At 70.6% G+C, this 16,704-nt stretch carries 15 protein-coding genes; 6 read left to right on the top strand and 9 right to left on the bottom strand.

Annotated elements, in window-relative coordinates; genetic code table 11:
* Window positions 1-228: 228 nt before the first annotated feature.
* Complete coding sequence (gene cysK / locus E2169_RS09560) at window positions 229-1,185, bottom strand: cysteine synthase A (protein ID WP_132986408.1); 957 nt, start codon at window positions 1,183-1,185, stop codon at window positions 229-231.
* A gap of 191 nt (window positions 1,186-1,376) precedes the next feature.
* Between cysK and E2169_RS09565 the strand changes: the two genes are divergently transcribed.
* From E2169_RS09565 to E2169_RS09585, 5 genes are all read left to right on the top strand, one after another.
* Complete coding sequence (locus E2169_RS09565; RefSeq protein ID WP_132986409.1) at window positions 1,377-2,480, top strand: efflux RND transporter periplasmic adaptor subunit; 1,104 nt, start codon at window positions 1,377-1,379, stop codon at window positions 2,478-2,480.
* Window positions 2,481-2,483: 3 nt separating this feature from the next.
* On the top strand, window positions 2,484-5,627 hold the full coding sequence (locus E2169_RS09570; RefSeq protein WP_132986410.1) for an efflux RND transporter permease subunit: 3,144 nt from the start codon (window positions 2,484-2,486) through the stop codon (window positions 5,625-5,627).
* A gap of 118 nt (window positions 5,628-5,745) precedes the next feature.
* The gene (locus tag E2169_RS09575; RefSeq protein ID WP_132986411.1) at window positions 5,746-7,179 is read left to right on the top strand and encodes an alanine/glycine:cation symporter family protein; all 1,434 of its coding nucleotides are present in this window, start codon (window positions 5,746-5,748) and stop codon (window positions 7,177-7,179) included.
* Entirely contained in the window at window positions 7,115-7,927 is an 813-nt protein-coding gene (locus E2169_RS09580) for a TrmH family RNA methyltransferase (protein ID WP_370465150.1), read from the top strand. Before E2169_RS09575 ends, E2169_RS09580 begins: the two co-directional genes overlap by 65 nt.
* 65 nt (window positions 7,928-7,992) lie before the next feature.
* Window positions 7,993-9,591 (top strand): hypothetical protein, encoded by a 1,599-nt coding sequence (locus E2169_RS09585; protein WP_132986413.1) that lies wholly within the window; start codon window positions 7,993-7,995, stop codon window positions 9,589-9,591.
* Window positions 9,592-9,616: 25 nt separating this feature from the next.
* Here E2169_RS09585 and E2169_RS09590 read toward each other — a convergent pair whose 3' ends face one another.
* The 4 genes from E2169_RS09590 to E2169_RS09605 form a co-directional block, all read right to left on the bottom strand.
* A complete protein-coding gene (locus tag E2169_RS09590) occupies window positions 9,617-11,038 on the bottom strand; it encodes a M28 family peptidase (RefSeq protein WP_370465149.1) in 1,422 nt (473 codons plus the stop codon).
* Window positions 11,039-11,144: 106 nt separating this feature from the next.
* The gene (gene mscL / locus E2169_RS09595) at window positions 11,145-11,558 is read right to left on the bottom strand and encodes a large-conductance mechanosensitive channel protein MscL (protein ID WP_132986415.1); all 414 of its coding nucleotides are present in this window, start codon (window positions 11,556-11,558) and stop codon (window positions 11,145-11,147) included.
* A 33-nt stretch (window positions 11,559-11,591) separates the two neighbouring features.
* Window positions 11,592-12,308, bottom strand: coding sequence for a fumarylacetoacetate hydrolase family protein (locus E2169_RS09600; RefSeq protein ID WP_132986416.1), 717 nt, complete (start codon window positions 12,306-12,308; stop codon window positions 11,592-11,594).
* Between the two features lie 2 nt (window positions 12,309-12,310).
* The gene (locus E2169_RS09605) at window positions 12,311-12,607 is read right to left on the bottom strand and encodes a hypothetical protein (RefSeq protein WP_132986417.1); all 297 of its coding nucleotides are present in this window, start codon (window positions 12,605-12,607) and stop codon (window positions 12,311-12,313) included.
* Between the two features lie 50 nt (window positions 12,608-12,657).
* On the opposite strand from E2169_RS09605, the gene E2169_RS09610 reads away from it, so the two are divergent.
* Window positions 12,658-13,029, top strand: a complete 372-nt coding sequence (locus E2169_RS09610) for a Rieske (2Fe-2S) protein (RefSeq protein WP_132986418.1) — start codon at window positions 12,658-12,660, stop codon at window positions 13,027-13,029.
* Window position 13,030: 1 nt separating this feature from the next.
* Here the strand turns inward: E2169_RS09610 and E2169_RS09615 are convergent, their stop codons facing one another.
* The 4 genes from E2169_RS09615 to thiS are packed head-to-tail and all read right to left on the bottom strand — an operon-like array spanning window position 13,031 to window position 16,665.
* Window positions 13,031-14,872 (bottom strand): SLC13 family permease, encoded by a 1,842-nt coding sequence (locus E2169_RS09615; RefSeq protein WP_132986419.1) that lies wholly within the window; start codon window positions 14,870-14,872, stop codon window positions 13,031-13,033.
* Between the two features lie 9 nt (window positions 14,873-14,881).
* A complete protein-coding gene (trmB, locus tag E2169_RS09620) occupies window positions 14,882-15,622 on the bottom strand; it encodes a tRNA (guanosine(46)-N7)-methyltransferase TrmB (RefSeq protein WP_132986420.1) in 741 nt (246 codons plus the stop codon).
* 13 nt (window positions 15,623-15,635) lie between these two features.
* A complete protein-coding gene (locus E2169_RS09625) occupies window positions 15,636-16,436 on the bottom strand; it encodes a thiazole synthase (RefSeq protein WP_132986421.1) in 801 nt (266 codons plus the stop codon).
* 28 nt (window positions 16,437-16,464) lie between these two features.
* The gene (gene thiS, locus E2169_RS09630) at window positions 16,465-16,665 is read right to left on the bottom strand and encodes a sulfur carrier protein ThiS (RefSeq protein WP_132986422.1); all 201 of its coding nucleotides are present in this window, start codon (window positions 16,663-16,665) and stop codon (window positions 16,465-16,467) included.
* Window positions 16,666-16,704: the final 39 nt, after the last annotated feature.

The following is a 16,704-nucleotide window of genomic DNA, read 5'->3' on the forward strand; positions in this document are numbered from 1 at the left end:
CGGGCACGCGCATCTGCAGCCGAAGCCGAGCCCCGTCGTGGCCCGGAGGCCTTCGCGGGGAAGTCAAGGAGGAGGCATCCGCCGCCAGGCGGATGCCGGGGGCGAAGCCGCGAAGGCCTCCCGGCCGCGACGGGGCCCTCCAGGTCACGGCGAGGCGTAACGAAAGAAGCAGACACCTCGTCGAAACCGCTTCCCCGGAGTTGGGAGATGAACTTTTTCGACTGACGGTCAGGGCAACCCTGCCAACCACTCGTCATCACTTCCCTCGGATACTCCCTCGAACAGCGGCGTCGAGAAATAGCGCTCGCCCGTATCCGGCAGCATCGCCAGGATCACCGCGCCGTCCTTCGCACCCTTGGCCACGTCGAGCGCCGCCGCGACGGTCGCGCCCGCCGAGATCCCCGCGAAGATCCCTTCCTCCGCCGCCAGCCTGCGCGCCGTGGCGATCGCGACGTCATCGGTCACCGACAGCACGCGGTCGGCGATCTCGCGGTTGAGCACCTCGGGCACGAAGTCCGGGGTCCAGCCCTGGATCTTGTGCGGCGTGAATTCCGCGCCCTGCAGCAGGGCCGCCACCGCTGGTTCCGCGGCCACGACCTCCACGTCCGGCCGCGCCAGCTTGAGCATCTCGCCGACGCCGGTGAGGGTGCCACCGGTGCCCCAGCCGGTGACGAAGTGGTCGAACCGGCGGCCGGCGAAGTCCTGCAGGATCTCCGCGGCCGTGGTGTTGCGGTGGTATGCCGGGTTGGCCGGGTTGGCGAACTGGCTGGCCAGGAACCAGCCGTGCTCGTCGGCCAGTTCCTTGGCCCTGCGCACCATGCCGGTGCCGCGCTCGGCGGCGGGGGTCAGGATGACCCTGGCGCCGTACGCGCGCATCAGCTTGCGCCGCTCGACGGAGAAGCTCTCGGCCATCGTGGCCACGAAGGGGTAGCCACGCGCCGCGCAGATCATGGCCAGGGCGACGCCGGTGTTGCCCGAGGTCGCTTCGACCACGGTGTCGCCGGGCTTCAGCAGGCCGCGCTGCTCGGCATCGAGGATGATGGCCAGGGCCAGTCGGTCCTTGACCGAGCCGCCGGGGTTGAAGGATTCGACTTTGGCATACAGCGCCACGCCCTCGGGTGCGAGGCGGTGCAGCCGCACTACAGGGGTGCGGCCGATGGTGTCGAGGATGCTTTCGTGGATCATGGGGTCGTCCTGGTTGTGTGGGGGACGTACCGCCGGCCGGGCCCGCGGCGGCCCCAGAGTGCGCCGTAACGCACGAGGGCGCCACAGGTTGACCGGAATGCCGCATTCCATGTCCGGGCCTGATGGCATACGTCGCAGACACATGGTGTCGATAGAATTGAGCGCTTCACCTTTCCGTCGCCCCACAGACAATGCCCGAAGTCCCCGCCCCGATCTCCAGCCCAAGCCTCCGGGCCTGCTGCGCCATCGTGCTTGCCCTGGCCCTCGCGGCCTGCGGCGCCGAGGGCGATGCGGGCGGCCAGGGCGGCCCGTCGCCGGTGGTGGTCACCACGGCCACGGTTGCGGTGCAGCCGTTCAACGACCGCATCCGCGCGCTGGGCACGGTGCAGGCGCGCGAGTCGGTGGAGGTGACGGCGAAGGTCAGCGAGGTCGTGGAGCGCGTGCATTTCGACAGTGGCGACCTCGTCGCCGCGGATGCTCCGCTGGTCACGCTCAGCGGCCAGCAGCAACACGCGGCGCTGGCTGCGGCGCGCGCCACCGCCAATGAGGCCGACAGCATGTTGAAGCGCCAGCAGGAGCTGGCCGCGCAGCAACTGATTGCGCGCGCCACGCTCGACACCCAGCGCGCCACGCGCGACAGCGCGCTGGGCCAGGTGCGGCAGATCGAGGCCAACCTGCAGGACCGCGTGATCCGCGCGCCCTTCGCCGGCGTGCTCGGCATCCGCCAGGTCAGCCCGGGTGCGCTGATCACGCCCGGCACGGTGATCGCCACGCTCGATGACCTGTCTTCGGTTTACGTCGATTTCCCGGTGCCCGAAGCGCACCTGTCGCACGTGGCCGAAGGCCAGCGCATCACCGGCACCAGCACCGCCTGGCAAGACCGCGGCTTCGAAGGCGTGGTGAGCAACGTCGGTTCGCGCGTCGATCCGACCAGCCGTGCCTTCAGCGTGCGCGCGGACTTCGCCAACCCCGAGCGCCTGCTGCGCCCGGGCATGCTGATGCAGATCGAACTCGAGCGCGCCGAGCGCGATGCGCTGATGGTGCCGGAGATCGCCGTGGTGCAGGTGGGCCGCGAGTCCTTCGTCTACCGGGTCAGGCCGGACGACACGGTCGAGCAGGTGGTGGTCGGCATCGGTTCGCGTGCGCGCGGCCTGGCCGAGATCATCGGCGGCATCGAGCCCGGCGACCGCATCGTGGTGGACGGCACCGGCAAGCTGCGCGACGGCAGCCCGATCGTCGAAGCCGGTCCGGGCGTCGTCGACACCGACGAGGCCGGCGGACCCGGCGAGGGCTGAGCCATGCTGCTGTCCGACCTTTCCATCCGCCGCCCCGTGTTCGCCACGGTGATGAGCCTGATGCTGATGGTGATCGGCATCATGGCGTTCTCGCGGCTGACCCTGCGCGAGCTGCCTGCGATCGACCCGCCGATCGTCTCCGTCGACGTCAACTATCCCGGCGCTTCGGCGGCGGTGGTCGAGACCCGTGTCACCCAGGTGCTGGAGGACGCCCTGTCGGGCATCGAGGGCATCGAGACCCTGCAGTCGCGCAGCCGCAACGGGCGAGCGTCGGTGACCCTGGAGTTCACCCTCACCCGCGACATCGAGGCCGCCGCCAACGATGTCCGCGACGCCATCAGCGGCGTCGCCGACCGCATGCCCGACGAGGCCGACCCGCCCGAGGTGGAGAAGGCCGACAGCGACTCGGACACCATCATCTGGCTCAACATGAGCTCGGTGTCGATGGACACCCTGGAACTGTCGGACTACGCCGACCGCTACATCGTCGACCGCCTCTCGAGCCTGGACGGCGTCGCCCAGGTGCGTATCGGCGGCCGCCAGCGCTACGCCATGCGCGTGTGGCTGGACAGCGCGGCGATGGCCGCGCGCGGCATCACCCCCAACGACATCGAGGCCGCGCTGCGCGCGGAAAACGTCGAGCTTCCCGCTGGCCGCATCGAGTCGGGCAGCCGCGACTTCACCCTGCGCGTGGAGCGCAGCTACGTCGAACCGGCCGACTTCGAGGTGATGCCGCTGCGCAAGGGCGACGACGGCTACGTGGTGCGCCTGGGCGACGTCGCCGAGATCGAGCTGGCCTCGGCCGAGCGTCGCGCCTATTACCACAGCAACGGCCAGCCCAACATCGGCCTGGGCATTGTCAAGACCTCGACCGCCAACGCCCTGGACGTGACCCGCTCGGCGCGGGCGGCGGCGGTGGAAATCCAGAAGACGCTGCCCGAGGGCACCGACATCTTCGTCGCCTACGACGATACGGTGTTCATCGAGGAGTCGATCAAGCGCGTGTACTGGACCCTGGCCGAGGCCATCGCCCTGGTGCTGATCGTGATCTGGCTGTTCCTGGGCAGCTTCCGCGCCGCGCTGATCCCGGCACTGACGGTGCCGGTCTGCCTGCTGGCGGCCTTCATCCCGCTGCTGCTGTTCGGCTACTCGATCAACCTCTTGACCCTGCTGGCATTCGTGCTGGCGATCGGCCTGGTGGTGGACGATGCGATCGTGGTGCTGGAGAACATCCAGCGTCGCGTCGACCTGGGCGAACCCAGGCTGGTGGCCTCGGTGCGCGGCACGCGCCAGGTGGCATTCGCGGTGATCGCGACCACGACCGTGCTGGTCGCCGTGTTCCTGCCGGTGGGCTTCATGGAGGGCAACACCGGGCGCCTGTTCCGCGAGCTGTCGGTGGCGCTGGCCGGCGCGGTGGCGCTGTCGGCCTTCGTGGCGCTGACGCTGACGCCGATGATGGCTTCTAAAATGGTGCGCCCGCACAGCGAGGAGAAGTTGAACCCAGTCAACCGCTGGTTCAACGCGCGCCTCGCAGCCGTGACCGGGGCGTACCGGCGCTGCGTGACCTGGATGGCCGGGCTGCGCCCGCGGCGGACGCTGGCCGGGGTGGCGTTGGTGATGCTGGCCTGCCTTGCGTCGGCCTGGGGCCTGCTGCAGGTGGTGCCGTCGGAGCTGGCACCGGCGGAAGACCGCGGCTCGTTCTTCGTTTCCATCGTCGGCCCCGAGGGTGCGGGCTACGACTACACCGTGGAGCAGGTCCGGGAAGTGGAGAAGGTGTTCGCCGCGCGCGTGGCCGAGGAAGGCAGCGCGATCCTCCGCTACAACACCCGCGCGCCGGGTGGCTGGGGCGCCAGCGAGGAAATGCACACCGGCAACGTGATCGTCTTCCTCGAAGACTGGAACAAGCGCGACCAGAGCACCGCCGAAGTCGCGGAGTCGCTGCGCTCCGAACTCGACACGCTCAGCGGCGTCCGGGCGCAGCCGCGTGTGGGCGGTGGTCTGGTCGGCAGCCGCGGGCAGCCGATACAGCTGGTGCTCGGCGGCCCCGAGTACGAAGAGATCGCCGGCTGGCGCGACGTGGTCATGCAGCGCATGGAGGCGCATCCGGGCTTCTTCTCGGTCGATTCCGACTACAAGGAAACGCGACCGCAGATGCGGGTGATCATCGACCGCGTGCGTGCCGCCGACCTCGGCGTCAGCGTCACCGATATCGGTCGCGCGCTGGAGACGATGATGGGCAGCCGTCGCGTCACCACCTTCGTGCAGGACGGCGAGGAGTACGACGTGCTGGTGCAGGCAGGGCGCTCCGGGCGTGCCGAGCCCGCCGACCTTGCGGCGATCGAGGTGCGCGCGCGCAGCGGCGACCTGGTGCCGCTGTCGAACCTGGTCACCCTGAGCGAGCTTGCCGAGGCCGGCAGCCTCAACCGCTTCAACCGCATGCGCGCGATCACCATCAGCGCGGGCCTGGCGCCCGGTTTCCCGATGGGCGACGCGCTGGCGTTCCTGGACGACGTGGTACGCACCGAGCTGCCCGACTATGCCCAGGTGGGCTGGAAGGGCGAGTCGCGCGAGTTCCAGAAGGCCGGTGGCGCCGTGCTGCTGACCTTCACCCTCGCGCTGCTGGTGGTCTACCTGGTGATGGCGGCGCAGTTCGAGAGTTTCGTGCATCCGTTCGTGATCATGCTGACGGTGCCCCTGGGCGTGCTCGGCGCGCTGATCGGCCTGGCCCTGACCGGGGGCACGCTCAACCTCTTCAGCCAGATCGGGGTGGTGATGCTGGTCGGACTGGCGGCGAAGAACGGCATCCTGATCGTCGAGTTCGCCAACCAGCTGCGCGACGAGGGGCGCAACGTGGCCCAGGCCATCGTCGAGTCCTCCAGCGTGCGCCTGCGCCCGATTCTGATGACCTCGATCGCCACCGCCTCGGGCGCGCTGCCGCTGGTGCTGGCCGGTGGCCCGGGCTCGGCCAGCCGCGCCACCATCGGCGTGGTGGTGATTGCTGGCGTGGCCTTCTCCACCCTGCTGTCGCTGTTCGTGGTGCCGGCGGTCTACATCCTGCTGGCGCCGTTCACGCGCTCGCCCGAGGCCGTCGCCCACGAGCTCGAGCGCCAGGAGCGCGAGGTCCCCAGCGTCGGCGGCCTCGCCTGAGGACACGGCCGCGCGCGCGGCCGTTTCGCGTTTCGGCGCTGATCGTGGAGAATCGGGCCGGTTCCGGCCGGGACCTGCCTGCCGCCGGTGCATCGACGTCCATCACCGGAGCCAGCCCTTGGACCAGTTCCTTGCAACCCTCAACGGCCTCATCTGGAGCAAGGCGCTGATCGCGCTGTGCCTGGGTGCGGGGCTGTACTTCTCGATCCGCACGCGCTTCATGCAGATCCGCCACGTACCGGAAATGGTCCACCTGCTGCTGTCGGGCAAATCGTCCGCGGCGGGCGTGTCCTCGTTCCAGGCGCTGGCGATGTCGCTCTCCGGCCGGGTCGGCATCGGCAATATCGCCGGCGTGGCCACCGCGATCGCGTTCGGCGGCCCCGGCGCCGTGTTCTGGATGTGGGTGATGGCCTTCCTGGGCGCCTCCACGGCTTTCGTCGAGTCCACGCTGGCGCAGATCTACAAGGAAAAAGACGATGAAGGCCGGTATCGCGGCGGCCCGGCCTATTACATCGAAAAGGCGATGGGGCAGAAGTGGTACGCGTGGCTGTTCGCGGGCGTCACCATCGTCGCCACCGGCTTCTTCCTGCCGGGCGTGCAGGCCAACGGCATCGCCTCAGGGATGGACAACGCCTGGGGCATCGCGCCCACGGTGACCGCCACCGGCGTGGTGCTGGCGCTGGGCTTCATCATCTTCGGCGGCGTCAAGCGCATCGCGCGCTTCGCGGAGTTCGTGGTGCCGTTCATGGCCCTGGCCTACATGCTGGTGGCCTTCGTGATCCTGGTGCTCAACGTCGAACAGGTGCCGGAGATGGTGTCGCTGATCTTCCGCAGCGCCTTCGGCATGGAGGCCGGCTTCGGCGCCGTGCTGGGCCTGGCGGTGGAGTGGGGCGTCAAGCGCGGCATCTATTCCAACGAGGCCGGGCAGGGCACCGGGCCGCACGCGGCCGCGGCCGCGGAGGTCTCGCATCCGGCCAAGCAGGGCTACGTGCAGGCGTTCTCGGTGTACGTCGACACGCTGCTGGTGTGCTCGGCCACGGCGTTCATGATCCTGTCGACCGGGATGTACAACGTCGGCACGCCCGACGGCACGATGCTGGTCGAGGCGCTGCCGGGCATCGAGGCCGGCCCGGGCTTCGCGCAGGCGGCCGTGGAATCCGTACTGCCCGGCTACGGCGCCGGCTTCGTGGCGCTGGCGCTGCTGTTCTTCGCCTTCACAACGATCGTCGCCTATTACTACATGGCGGAGACCAACATCGCCTACATCAACCGCAAGGTGCACCGGCCGTGGATGACCCTGGTGCTGCGCATCGCCATCCTGGTGGCGGTGATCCTGGGCGCGGTGCGTTCGGCCGGCGCGGCCTGGACCCTGGGCGACATCGGCGTGGGGCTGATGGCCTGGCTCAACATCGTCGCGATCCTGATCCTGCAGAAGCCGGCGCTGCTGGCCCTGCGCGACTACGAGCGGCAGAGGAAGGAAGGGCGCGATCCGACCTTCGACCCGGAGGCGCTGGGCATCCGCAACGCCGCCTTCTGGGTGCGGAAGAAGTAGGCGCGCGATGGCCAGGGCCGGAGCCCCCGACGAGGTCCGCCTGCACGGCTTCAACGCCGTGCAGGCCGTGTTCGCGCGCCGCCCGGCGGCGATCCGCAAGCTGTACCTGGCCGAGGCGCTGATCCCGCGCCTGCAGCCGCTGCTGAAGTGGTGCGTGGCCAATCGCGTCGGCTACCGCGTCGTCGAGGAGGACGACCTGCGGAAGCTGGCGGCCAGCAGCCACCACGAGGGCGTGGTCGCCGACGTGCTGCGCGAGGCGCCGGTGCCGCTCACCGCGTGGCTCGGCGACCTTGGCGAAGGCCCGGCCTGCGCGCTGTGGCTGGACGGGGTCGGCAACCCGCACAACCTTGGCGCGATCCTGCGCTCGGCGGCGAACTTCGGCGCCGCGGTGCTGCTGCCGAAGCATTCGCCGCTGCAGCTGTCGGGTGCGGCGGCGCGGGTGGCCGAGGGCGGCGCGGAAGCCGTGCCGCTGGTGCGCCTGGGCCGCGAGGACAACGCCATCGCGCAGCTGCGCGGTGCCGGCTTCGCGCTGGCGGCGACGCTGGTGCAAGGCGGCGACGATGCGTTCGCCGCGGCGCTTCCGCAGCGCCTGGTCTACGTGCTCGGCCATGAGGGCGAAGGCATGTCGCCGGCGCTCGCCGAAGCCTGCGACCTGCGCTTGTCGATCCCGGGCACGGGCGCGGTGGAGAGCCTCAACGTGGCCGCGGCCACGGCCGTGCTGCTGGCACAGTGGTACCGGGCGCGTTGATGCGGCAAACGGCGGGGGGGGAAGGCGCTGGCAAAAGCGTCCTGTCGCTCGCGGCGCGCGTCCTGGTGCTGCTGTATGCGGCGGCCGGCGTGCTCGCGATGTGGCTGCTGGCGCCGCGGGTGCCGTATGCGGACGGCTGGCGCCACCTGGCGCGCTTCCTGGGGGAATCCTTCCCCCGCGACGTCCTGGTGTCCGACAACGGCCACCACGAAGTGCTGCCGAACATCGTGCGCGTGCTGGACCTGCGGCTGTTCGATGCCGGGCAGGGGCTGCAGGTGCTGGCCGGCATCGTGCTGGCGCTGGCGACGCTGCTCGTGTACTGGCACCTGATCCGCGGCTTCGCCTCCGCGCAGGCGCGTCTCGCCGGCCTGCTTGCGGTCGTGCTCGGCCTGTTCTGGCTGGGCAACGTGCGCGCGCTGGGCCACGGCAACGAGTCGGTGCACGCCTACTTCGTCACCCTGTTCCTCGCGATCGGCCTGCACGCGCTGGTGCGTGGGCGCGGCCTTGCCGGGGGAGCGGGCGCGGCGGCGCTCTGCGGGCTCGCGGCGACGTTCTCGTTCGGCAGCGGCATCGCCTGCTATGCGGGCTTTGCCGCGGTGCTGTGGCTGCGGCGTGGTGGCTGGCGACAGTGGGCCGTGCTGTCCGCGGGCCTGCTGGTCTCGCTGCTGCTTCTGCAGCTCGGCGGCGGCAGTGGTGATGGCGCCCGGCTGGCGCCGCTGCAGCAGCTGCCCATGCTGCTGGCCTGGCTGGCGGGTCCGCTGCTCTACGCGGCGTGGCCGCTGCTGGATCCCGACGTTGCCGCGCAACTGCCGGCGGCGGCGGCGCGGGTCCCGGCGCAGGCGCTCGCGGAAGGATACCGCTCCGCCTTCGGTCCGGCGCTGGCGGCGCCGTGGCCGCAGGCTTTGGCCGGGCTGCTGGGCCTGGCCTGGTTCGGGCTGCTGGCCGGGCGCGCATGGCGCACGCGCAGCCTTGCGATGTACGCCGGCATCGGCACTGCCTGTTTCGCCATCGCGGTGGGGGCGATGATCGTGCTGGTCAGGCTGGACTATTTCCAGGCCCATCCCGGACAGCTGTTGGCCCCGCGCTACGTGGTGTGGTCGAGCCTGTTCTGGGCCGGCCTGCTACTGGCCACGGCGGCAGGTGCGCGTCACGGGAGGCGGGCGCTGGCGGGTACGGTGCTGGTGGCGCTGCTGCTGCTGCCAAGCCAGGCCTGGATGGCAGTGCTCGGTGCCAAGGCGCGAACGGTCGCCGAGCAGTCTGCGATGGCTGCTGCGGTGGGCGTGGTCGAGCCGGATCTTGCGCTGGGCGAAACCGTCTTTGATGAGCTCGCCCGGGCGCTGCCAGTCGCGCGCGAGGCAGGCGTTGCCGTGTTCGCATGGCCCGAGGCGCGGTGGCTCGGCCGGCAGCTGCCGGCGGATGCGCCGCGTCTTCCGGCGCCCGGCGCGCAGGAGGTGGCCGTGGTGGCCAACAGGCTTGGGGCCGATGGCCGGCGGCTGCGCCTGGTGACGGACGCGCCGTGCCGACGCCTGCTGCTGGTGGACGGTGACGGCACGGTGTCCGGGCTGGCGATGCGCCTGCGTCCCGGCGCGCAGGAATGGACCGGCTGGATGCGCGGCGCGGGCGGGGTGCCGTCGCCTGCCGTTGCCTGCGCACCGCGCCGATGAAGCTGATGGCGCGGTGCCGCCGCCTTCAGTCCGACGCTGCCGTGGCCACCTGTGCGCTTCCGAAGTCGCCTTCCGCCTCGGCCGCAAGCCAGGCGAACACAGCATAGGCCGCCGCGTTCTGCGCAAGCGCGTCAGGGTCGATCTTGTCCAGGGTGTCGTCGGGCGTGTGGTGCAGGTCGAAGTAGTCGGTGCCGTCCTGTCCCAGCCAGGCCCAGGCCGCGCCTTTGCGCGTGATCGGAATGAGGTCGGGGCCGGGACCGCCCGCGTCCGAACGTTCGATGCCCAGCGGCGCCAGCGCCTCGGCGATGCGCGCCTCGGCGGCTTCGGCGTGCGCGGATGCGCTGGTGTTGAAGGCGTAGATGCGCCCGGCGCCGAAATCGCTCTCTGCCACGATCTGGTGGCGGGCGATGTCGGCGGCGTGCGCGTCGGCGTAGGCGTAGCCACCGTGCAGGCCCTGCTCTTCGTTGGCGAAGGCGACCACGCGGATGCTGCGCGCAGGGCGTCGCTCGAGGGCGGCGACATGGACGGCCGCGGCCATGGTGATGCCGATGCCGGCGGCGTCGTCGACCGCGCCGGTGCCCAGGTCCCAGGAGTCGAGGTGGGCGCCGATCAGCACGACGTCGTCCGGAAGGCTGCTGCCGGTCATTTCGCCGATCACGTTCTGCGAGGTGTATTCGCCGTCCCAGCCGCAGTCCAGGGCCAGGCGCAGCTGCACCGGACCGCGCGCGAGCAGGCGGGCGAGCTGGTCGGCATCGGGCACGGCAAGCGCCGCGGACGGCACCGGCTCCAGGCCCTCGTCGAAGCGGGTGATGCCGGTATGCGGGTTGCGATGCGAGTCGGTGCCCGCCGAGCGCATGACGAAGCCGATGGCGCCGGCGCGGATCGCCTCCGAGGGCCCGCGGCTGCGCACGCGCGATCCCGGGCCGTAGCCGCTGCCGTCGCGCGCGCGCTCCATCCGGTAGTCGACGAAGGCGATCTTCCCGGCCAGCGAACCCGCGGGTGCGGCCTCGAGCGCGGCGAGGTCGGCAAAGCGCACGATCTCGCCCTCCACGGTGCCGCCCGGGCTGCCGCCCAGCGCGGTCAAGGCCAGCGGCTGCGCGTGTGGGCCCAGCACGTCGGCGCGTTCGCTGCGTCGCACCCACTTTGGAAAGGTGACGGGTTCGGTCCAGACGCGGTCGAAGCCGAGCTCGGCGAACTTGGCCTTCGCCCATTCCACCGCGCGCGCGTCGGCCTCGCTGCCGGCCAGGCGCGGCCCGATCTCGGTGGTCAGCGACTCGGTGATGTCCCAGGCCAGGCTGCTGGCCAGCGCGGTGTCGCGCAGCTGGCCGGCAAGGGCCATGGCTGCATCCGGGATGCGGGTTTCGGCACCGGCCGGCGTGGCGTCCGCGGCGGCGTCACGGGCCGGAGCGGGAAAGGTGGCGGCGGCAACCGCCGCGGCGAGCAACATCGGGACCAGGCGCATGACGCTCCGCTGTAAAAAAGGACGGGGCCGCGAGCTTAGCAACCCGCGGCCCCGTACCGATGTGCGACAAGTCCTGCCCTGCGGGGCGGACTTACCTCTTCAGCGAATCGCGGATCTCGCGCAGCAGCATCACGTCCTCGGACGGCTCTTCCGGCGCGGCCGGCGCTTCCTCGGGCTTGCGGTTGAGGCGGTTGATCGCCTTGACCACCATGAAGATCGCGAAGGCGACGATGATGAACTGGATCAGCGCGTTGATGAACTCGCCGTAGCCGATCGCCACCGCAGGCACGACCTCGCCAGCCGCGTCCACGCCCGCTTCCTCCAGGGTGTAGGCGAGCTCCGAGAAGTCCACGCCGCCGATGAGCCAGCCGATCGGCGGCATGATCACGCTGTCCACCAGCACGGTCACGATCTTGCCGAAGGCCGCGCCGATGACCACGCCCACCGCGAGGTCGATGACGTTGCCGCGCATCGCGAATTCCTTGAACTCACTCATCATGCCCATCGCGTTTCTCCCTGGTTGGCGGTGGAGGCGGGCCTAGCCTACACCCGGCGGCGCGATCCGGCAGCGCAGGACGATGGCATCGTCCAGGCGCGCTTCGCATTCGTCGCCGGGCGACAGGGCGGCCACGCCCGCAGGCGTGCCCATGAACACCAGGTCGCCTGCGCGCAGTGCGTAGAGCTTCGAGAGTTCGTGCAGGATGTCGGGCACGTCCCAGATCAGGTCCGAGAGCGGGGCGGCCTGGCGTTCGCGGCCGTTCACGGCCAGCGACAGGCGCCGCGGCGCCAGTTCGCCGATGTCGGCGGCCGGCACCAGCTCGCTCAGCGGAGCGGACTCGTCGAAGCCCTTGCCGGTATCCCACGGCAGGCCGGCCTTCTTGGCGGCGCCCTGCAGGTCGCGCCGGGTCAGGTCGAGCCCGACGCCGTAGCCGAACACCAGGGCCTGCGCCGCATCACGGTCCAGCAGGCCGTCGGGCGCGTCGCGGCCCAGCGCCACCACCAGTTCGACTTCATGGTGAAGGTCGGCGGTGGCCGGCGGGTAATGGACGGTGCCGCTGGTGACCACGGCGTCGGCCGGCTTCATGAAGAACACGGGCGTGCCGCGCTCGGCCTTCGAGGCCGGGGCCTGCGCGCCCATCTCGCGCGCGTGGTCGGCGAAGTTGCGGCCCACGCAGTACACGCGGCGCACGGGAAAGCTGCCGCCGCCGCGGACCGGCACGCGGACCGGCGCCGGCGCGGGGATCACGTCGGACATGGTCAGTAGGGCAGCGTGTGCGCGGGCTTGTCGACGACGCGGTATTCGGCGTCGACCACGTTGCCGGTGTGCGCCTGCGGTTTGGCGCGGCGGCCCAGCAGGCGGCGCGCCAGGCCGACGGCGAGCATCGCCGTGCCGACCACCACGCCGAGCACCAGCAGCACGGCCAGCAGCGCCAGCCCGAGCAGGCCCACGGCCAGCCGCATCAACGGATGCCTGGGCTTGCGCGGCGCGAACATGGCGCCGAACTGGCTGGCATCGAAGCGGGCGTGGACGTGGCGGAAGCTGCGGTTGATCATGCGGAAGTGCCAGAATGTGAAGTCTTGGTGATGGGACGAGTATCGGACCGATGGTGCCCGAAGATGTAAGTGAAGCGTTAACCGGAGCGGCGGAGGCGCCGCTGCTGGCGCTGGACGACCTGCCCCCGGGCGGCTTCGCCGAAGGCGAGGCGGAGGTCGACGGCAGCGCGGAGTCGATCATCGTCCACCGCGACGGTGCCGGCGCGGTGCGCGCCTGGCTCAACGTCTGCCCGCACGCGGGGCGCCGCCTGGACTGGGCGCCGGGCCGCTTCCTGGTATCGAAGGAGGGGCTGCTGGTGTGCGCGGTGCACGGCGCCAGCTTCGAGACCGTGGGCGGCGTGTGCGAGGCCGGCCCCTGCCGCGGCGAGTCGCTGCGCGCGGTGGCGGTGGACGTGCGCGACGGCGCGGTCTGGCTGGCCTGAGTCAGAAGATCAGGTTCACCATCGTCACCACCACCAGCAGGTAGGCGACCGAGAGCGCCGAGCCCACCCGCCAGAGGTCGCGCGAGGAATAGTCGGCGGGGCCGGTGACCATCGAGACCACCGGATTCGACGAGGTGACCAGGTTGTTCGAGGCCGCCAGCGCCACGATCAGGGCGAACGACGTCGGGTCGCCGCCGGCGGCCAGCGCCAGGTTGATCGCCAGCGGCACCATCACGATGGTCGCGCCGACGTGGCTGATCACGAGTGAGAACGTCGCCGTGAGCATGGCCACGGTGAACTGGATCACCCACACCGGCAGCCCGTCGGGCAACTGCTCGATGGTGTGGCCGGCGATCCAGGCGGCGGCGCCGCTGGTGTCCATGGCCCAGCCCAGCGGGATCAGGCAGGCCATCAGGAACACGGTCTTCCAGCTGATCGCCGAATAGGCCTCGTCCATCTTCAGCACGCCGCAGACCAGCATGCCGGCGACGCCGGTCATCAGCGCGACCGAGGTCGGCAGGTCGGAGCCCAGTGCGACCAGGATCGTGACCGCGAAGATCGCCATCGCCACCTTGAACTTGTGCGGCCGCTGCTCGCCCTTGGGGAAGTCGGTGACCACCACGAAATCGCGGTTGGCCGCGGTCAGCGCCAGGTCCTGCCAGATGCTGTGAAGCACCAGCATGTCGCCGGCGCGCAGCGGCAGGTTGCGGATGTCCTCGCGCAGCACCTCCTTGTCGCGGTTCACGGCCAGCAGGCTGATGCTGTAGTTCTTGCGCAGCGCGAGCTCGGCCGAGGTCTTGCCGATGAACTTCGAGGTCGGCGGCACCACGGCTTCCGAGATGCCGGCGCGGCTGGGGTTGAACAGGTCGCCGAACTCGCGCAGCCGCCCCGACATGCGCAGCATGTTGTTCTGCGCGAAATCGGCCACCTGCTGCCGCGCGCCCATGGCGCCGATCACGCTGCCAACCCAGATGCGCGCGTCCGCCGGGGGCGCGAGGCGCGAGTCGTTGCCGGTCTTGAGCGCCAGCAGCAGCGGTGCGCCGTGGACGTTCTCGGCCTCGCCCAGGGCCATGCCCACCAGCGGGCTGTCGGCGCTGACGGTGAGCTCGAACACGTCGCCCTCGATGCCGTAGGCGCGGGCGAAGTAGCTCTGGGTGCGCGCCGGGGTCACGCTGCCGTCGCTCTCGCCGCCGCGGCCGAGCAGCCTGTCGCCGAAGAAGTGGAAGTAGGCCAGCGCGATCACCAGCAGGGTGAGGCCGATTGGCAGCGGGGCGAACATCGGCAGCGGTTCGAGCGTGGCCACGCCGGACGGCAGGTTGGCGTTGGCCGCGACCAGCAGGTCGTTGAGCAGGATCAGCGGCGAGTTGCCGACCATGGTCAGCGAGCCGCCCATGATGATCGCGGCGCAGATCGGCAGCAGGAAGCGCGACAGCCGCAGGCCGGTGCGCGAGGCCAGGCGCGAGGCCACCGGCAGGTACAGCGCCATCACGGACGGGTTCTGCATGAAGGACGAGTTGATGCCGGCGACCGCCGAGGTGTAGAGCAGCAGCCGTTTTTCCTCGCCCTTCGACCGGCGCATCAGCCACGCGGCCAGGCGGTTGAGCGCGCCGGTGCGATCCAGGCCCATGCCCAGGATCATGGTCGCGATGATGCTGATCACCGCGTTCGACGAGAAGCCGCTGAAGATGTCCTCGGCCGCGACCAGGCCGGTCAGGCCCAGCACCACCAGCACCACCAGGGCCACGAGGTCGGCGCGCACGCGCTCGAACAGGAACAGCACCATCACCAGCGCCACCAGCCCGAGGACGAGCTTCATGTCGGTGGTGAGTGCGAGCGTGTCCATGTGCTGCGTCTAGTCCCCGGTCCTGTCGTAGAGCAGGTCCCACACGCCGTGGCCCAGGCGCTGGCCGCGGCTTTCGAAGTGGGTCTGCGGCCGCCACTCGGGCCGCGGAACGTGGCCGCGCTCCCCAGCGCGGTTGCGGAGTCCTTCCGTCGCGTCGAGCACGTCCCACATCTGCTCCGCATAGTCCTGCCAATCGGTGGCGAGGTGCAAGCGGCCATCGGCTGCGAGCTTGCGCACCAGCAGCGCGGCAAAGGCCGGGTTCACCAGCCGGCGCTTGTTGTGGCGCTTCTTGTGCCAGGGATCCGGGAAGTAGATGCGGACCTCGTCGAGGCTGGCGTCGGCGATCTCGTTCTCCAGCACCTCCACCGCGTCGTGGTGGTAGAGGCGGACGTGGTCGGCGCCATCCTCGGCCAGCGCGTTGAGCAGCCGGCCGACGCCGGGGGCGTGGACCTCGATGCCGATGTGGTCGCGCGCCTGGTCATGTGCGGCCGAGTAGCGCAGCGCTTCGCCGTTGCCGAAGCCGATCTCGAGGATCCGCGGCGCGCCGCGGCCGAAGCTGGCGTCGAAATCGCGGGGAGCGCCCGCGTAGTCCAGGCCGAAGCGCGGCCACAGGGCGTCGAAGGCACGCTGCTGCGCCGGGGTGAAGCGGCCCTGGCGCAGCACGAAGCTGCGCACGCGGCGGTGGCCGTCCTCGATGGTGAAGGGCTTGGCTGGTGCCTTCGATCCGGGACTGGAGAACGGGTCGGTCACGAGGCGCGCGTCATCAGCCGACGAGGCCGTCGACCGGCGAGGATGCGCTGGCGTAGCGCTTGCGCGGGATGCGGCCGGCGCGGAAGGCGGCGCGGCCGGCTTCGACGGCGAGCTTCATCGCGTGCGCCATCAGTACCGGTTCGCGGGCGCCGGCGATCGCGGTGTTCATCAGCACGCCGTCGCAGCCCAGCTCCATCGCGATGGCGGCGTCGGACGCAGTGCCCACGCCCGCGTCGACGATGATGGGGACCTTGGCGTTGTCGACGATCTCCAGAAGGCTCCACTTGTTCTGGATGCCCAGGCCGGAGCCGATCGGCGCGGCCAGCGGCATCACCGCCACGCAGCCGATCTCTTCCAGCTGCTTGGCCAGGATCGGGTCGTCGGAGGTGTAGACCATGACGTCGAAGCCCTCGGCGACCAGCAGCTCGGCGGCCTTGAGGGTCTGCACCACGTCCGGATACAGGGTCTTCCTGTCGCCCAGCACCTCCAGCTTCACCAGCGTGCGGCCGTCGAGCAGCTCGCGGGCCAGGCGCAGGGTGCGCACGGCCTCCTCGGCGGTGTAGCAGCCGGCGGTGTTGGGCAGGATGGTGTAGCGGTCCGGCGGCAGCACGTCGAGCAGGTTGGGCTCGTTCGGATCCTGGCCGATATTGGTGCGGCGGATGGCCACGGTGACGATCTCGGCGCCCGCGGCCTCGGTGGCCAGGCGGGTTTCTTCGAGATCCCTGAACTTGCCGGTGCCGGTGAGCAGGCGGGAACGGAAGGGCGTGCCGGCGATGACGAGGGGATCGTCGCCCTGGGTGTGTTGGCTGGTCATTGCGCCATTATTGCGCAACCGATGCCGTTCAGCCGCCTCCCAGGGCGTGCACGATCTCGATCCGGTCGCCGTCCTTCAGCGCGTGTTCGGCATGTTGGCTGCGCGGCACGATGGCGCCGTTGACCTCCACCGCCAGCTTGCGCCCGGCCAGATCCCGGGCTTCGAGCAGGGCGAGGACGGTGCAGGGGCCGGGCAGGGCCTGCGGCTCGCCGTTGAGAATGATGTCCATGGCGCCATTGTCGCCCGCCGCCGGTGCGATTGCATGCCG

The sequence above is a fragment of the Luteimonas terricola genome (genome assembly GCF_004352845.1).
GTDB lineage: Bacteria > Pseudomonadota > Gammaproteobacteria > Xanthomonadales > Xanthomonadaceae > Luteimonas > Luteimonas terricola.

Coding starts and splice junctions, on each gene's coding strand:
- cysK (WP_132986408.1), bottom strand. CDS start 1,185: ATGATCCACGAAAGCATCCTCGACACCATCGGCCGCACCCCTGTAGTG.
- E2169_RS09565 (WP_132986409.1), top strand. CDS start 1,377: ATGCCCGAAGTCCCCGCCCCGATCTCCAGCCCAAGCCTCCGGGCCTGC.
- E2169_RS09570 (WP_132986410.1), top strand. CDS start 2,484: ATGCTGCTGTCCGACCTTTCCATCCGCCGCCCCGTGTTCGCCACGGTG.
- E2169_RS09590 (WP_370465149.1), bottom strand. CDS start 11,038: ATGTTGCTCGCCGCGGCGGTTGCCGCCGCCACCTTTCCCGCTCCGGCC.
- mscL (WP_132986415.1), bottom strand. CDS start 11,558: ATGGGCATGATGAGTGAGTTCAAGGAATTCGCGATGCGCGGCAACGTC.
- E2169_RS09600 (WP_132986416.1), bottom strand. CDS start 12,308: ATGTCCGACGTGATCCCCGCGCCGGCGCCGGTCCGCGTGCCGGTCCGC.
- E2169_RS09605 (WP_132986417.1), bottom strand. CDS start 12,607: ATGATCAACCGCAGCTTCCGCCACGTCCACGCCCGCTTCGATGCCAGC.
- E2169_RS09610 (WP_132986418.1), top strand. CDS start 12,658: ATGGTGCCCGAAGATGTAAGTGAAGCGTTAACCGGAGCGGCGGAGGCG.
- E2169_RS09615 (WP_132986419.1), bottom strand. CDS start 14,872: ATGGACACGCTCGCACTCACCACCGACATGAAGCTCGTCCTCGGGCTG.
- E2169_RS09625 (WP_132986421.1), bottom strand. CDS start 16,436: ATGACCAGCCAACACACCCAGGGCGACGATCCCCTCGTCATCGCCGGC.
- thiS (WP_132986422.1), bottom strand. CDS start 16,665: ATGGACATCATTCTCAACGGCGAGCCGCAGGCCCTGCCCGGCCCCTGC.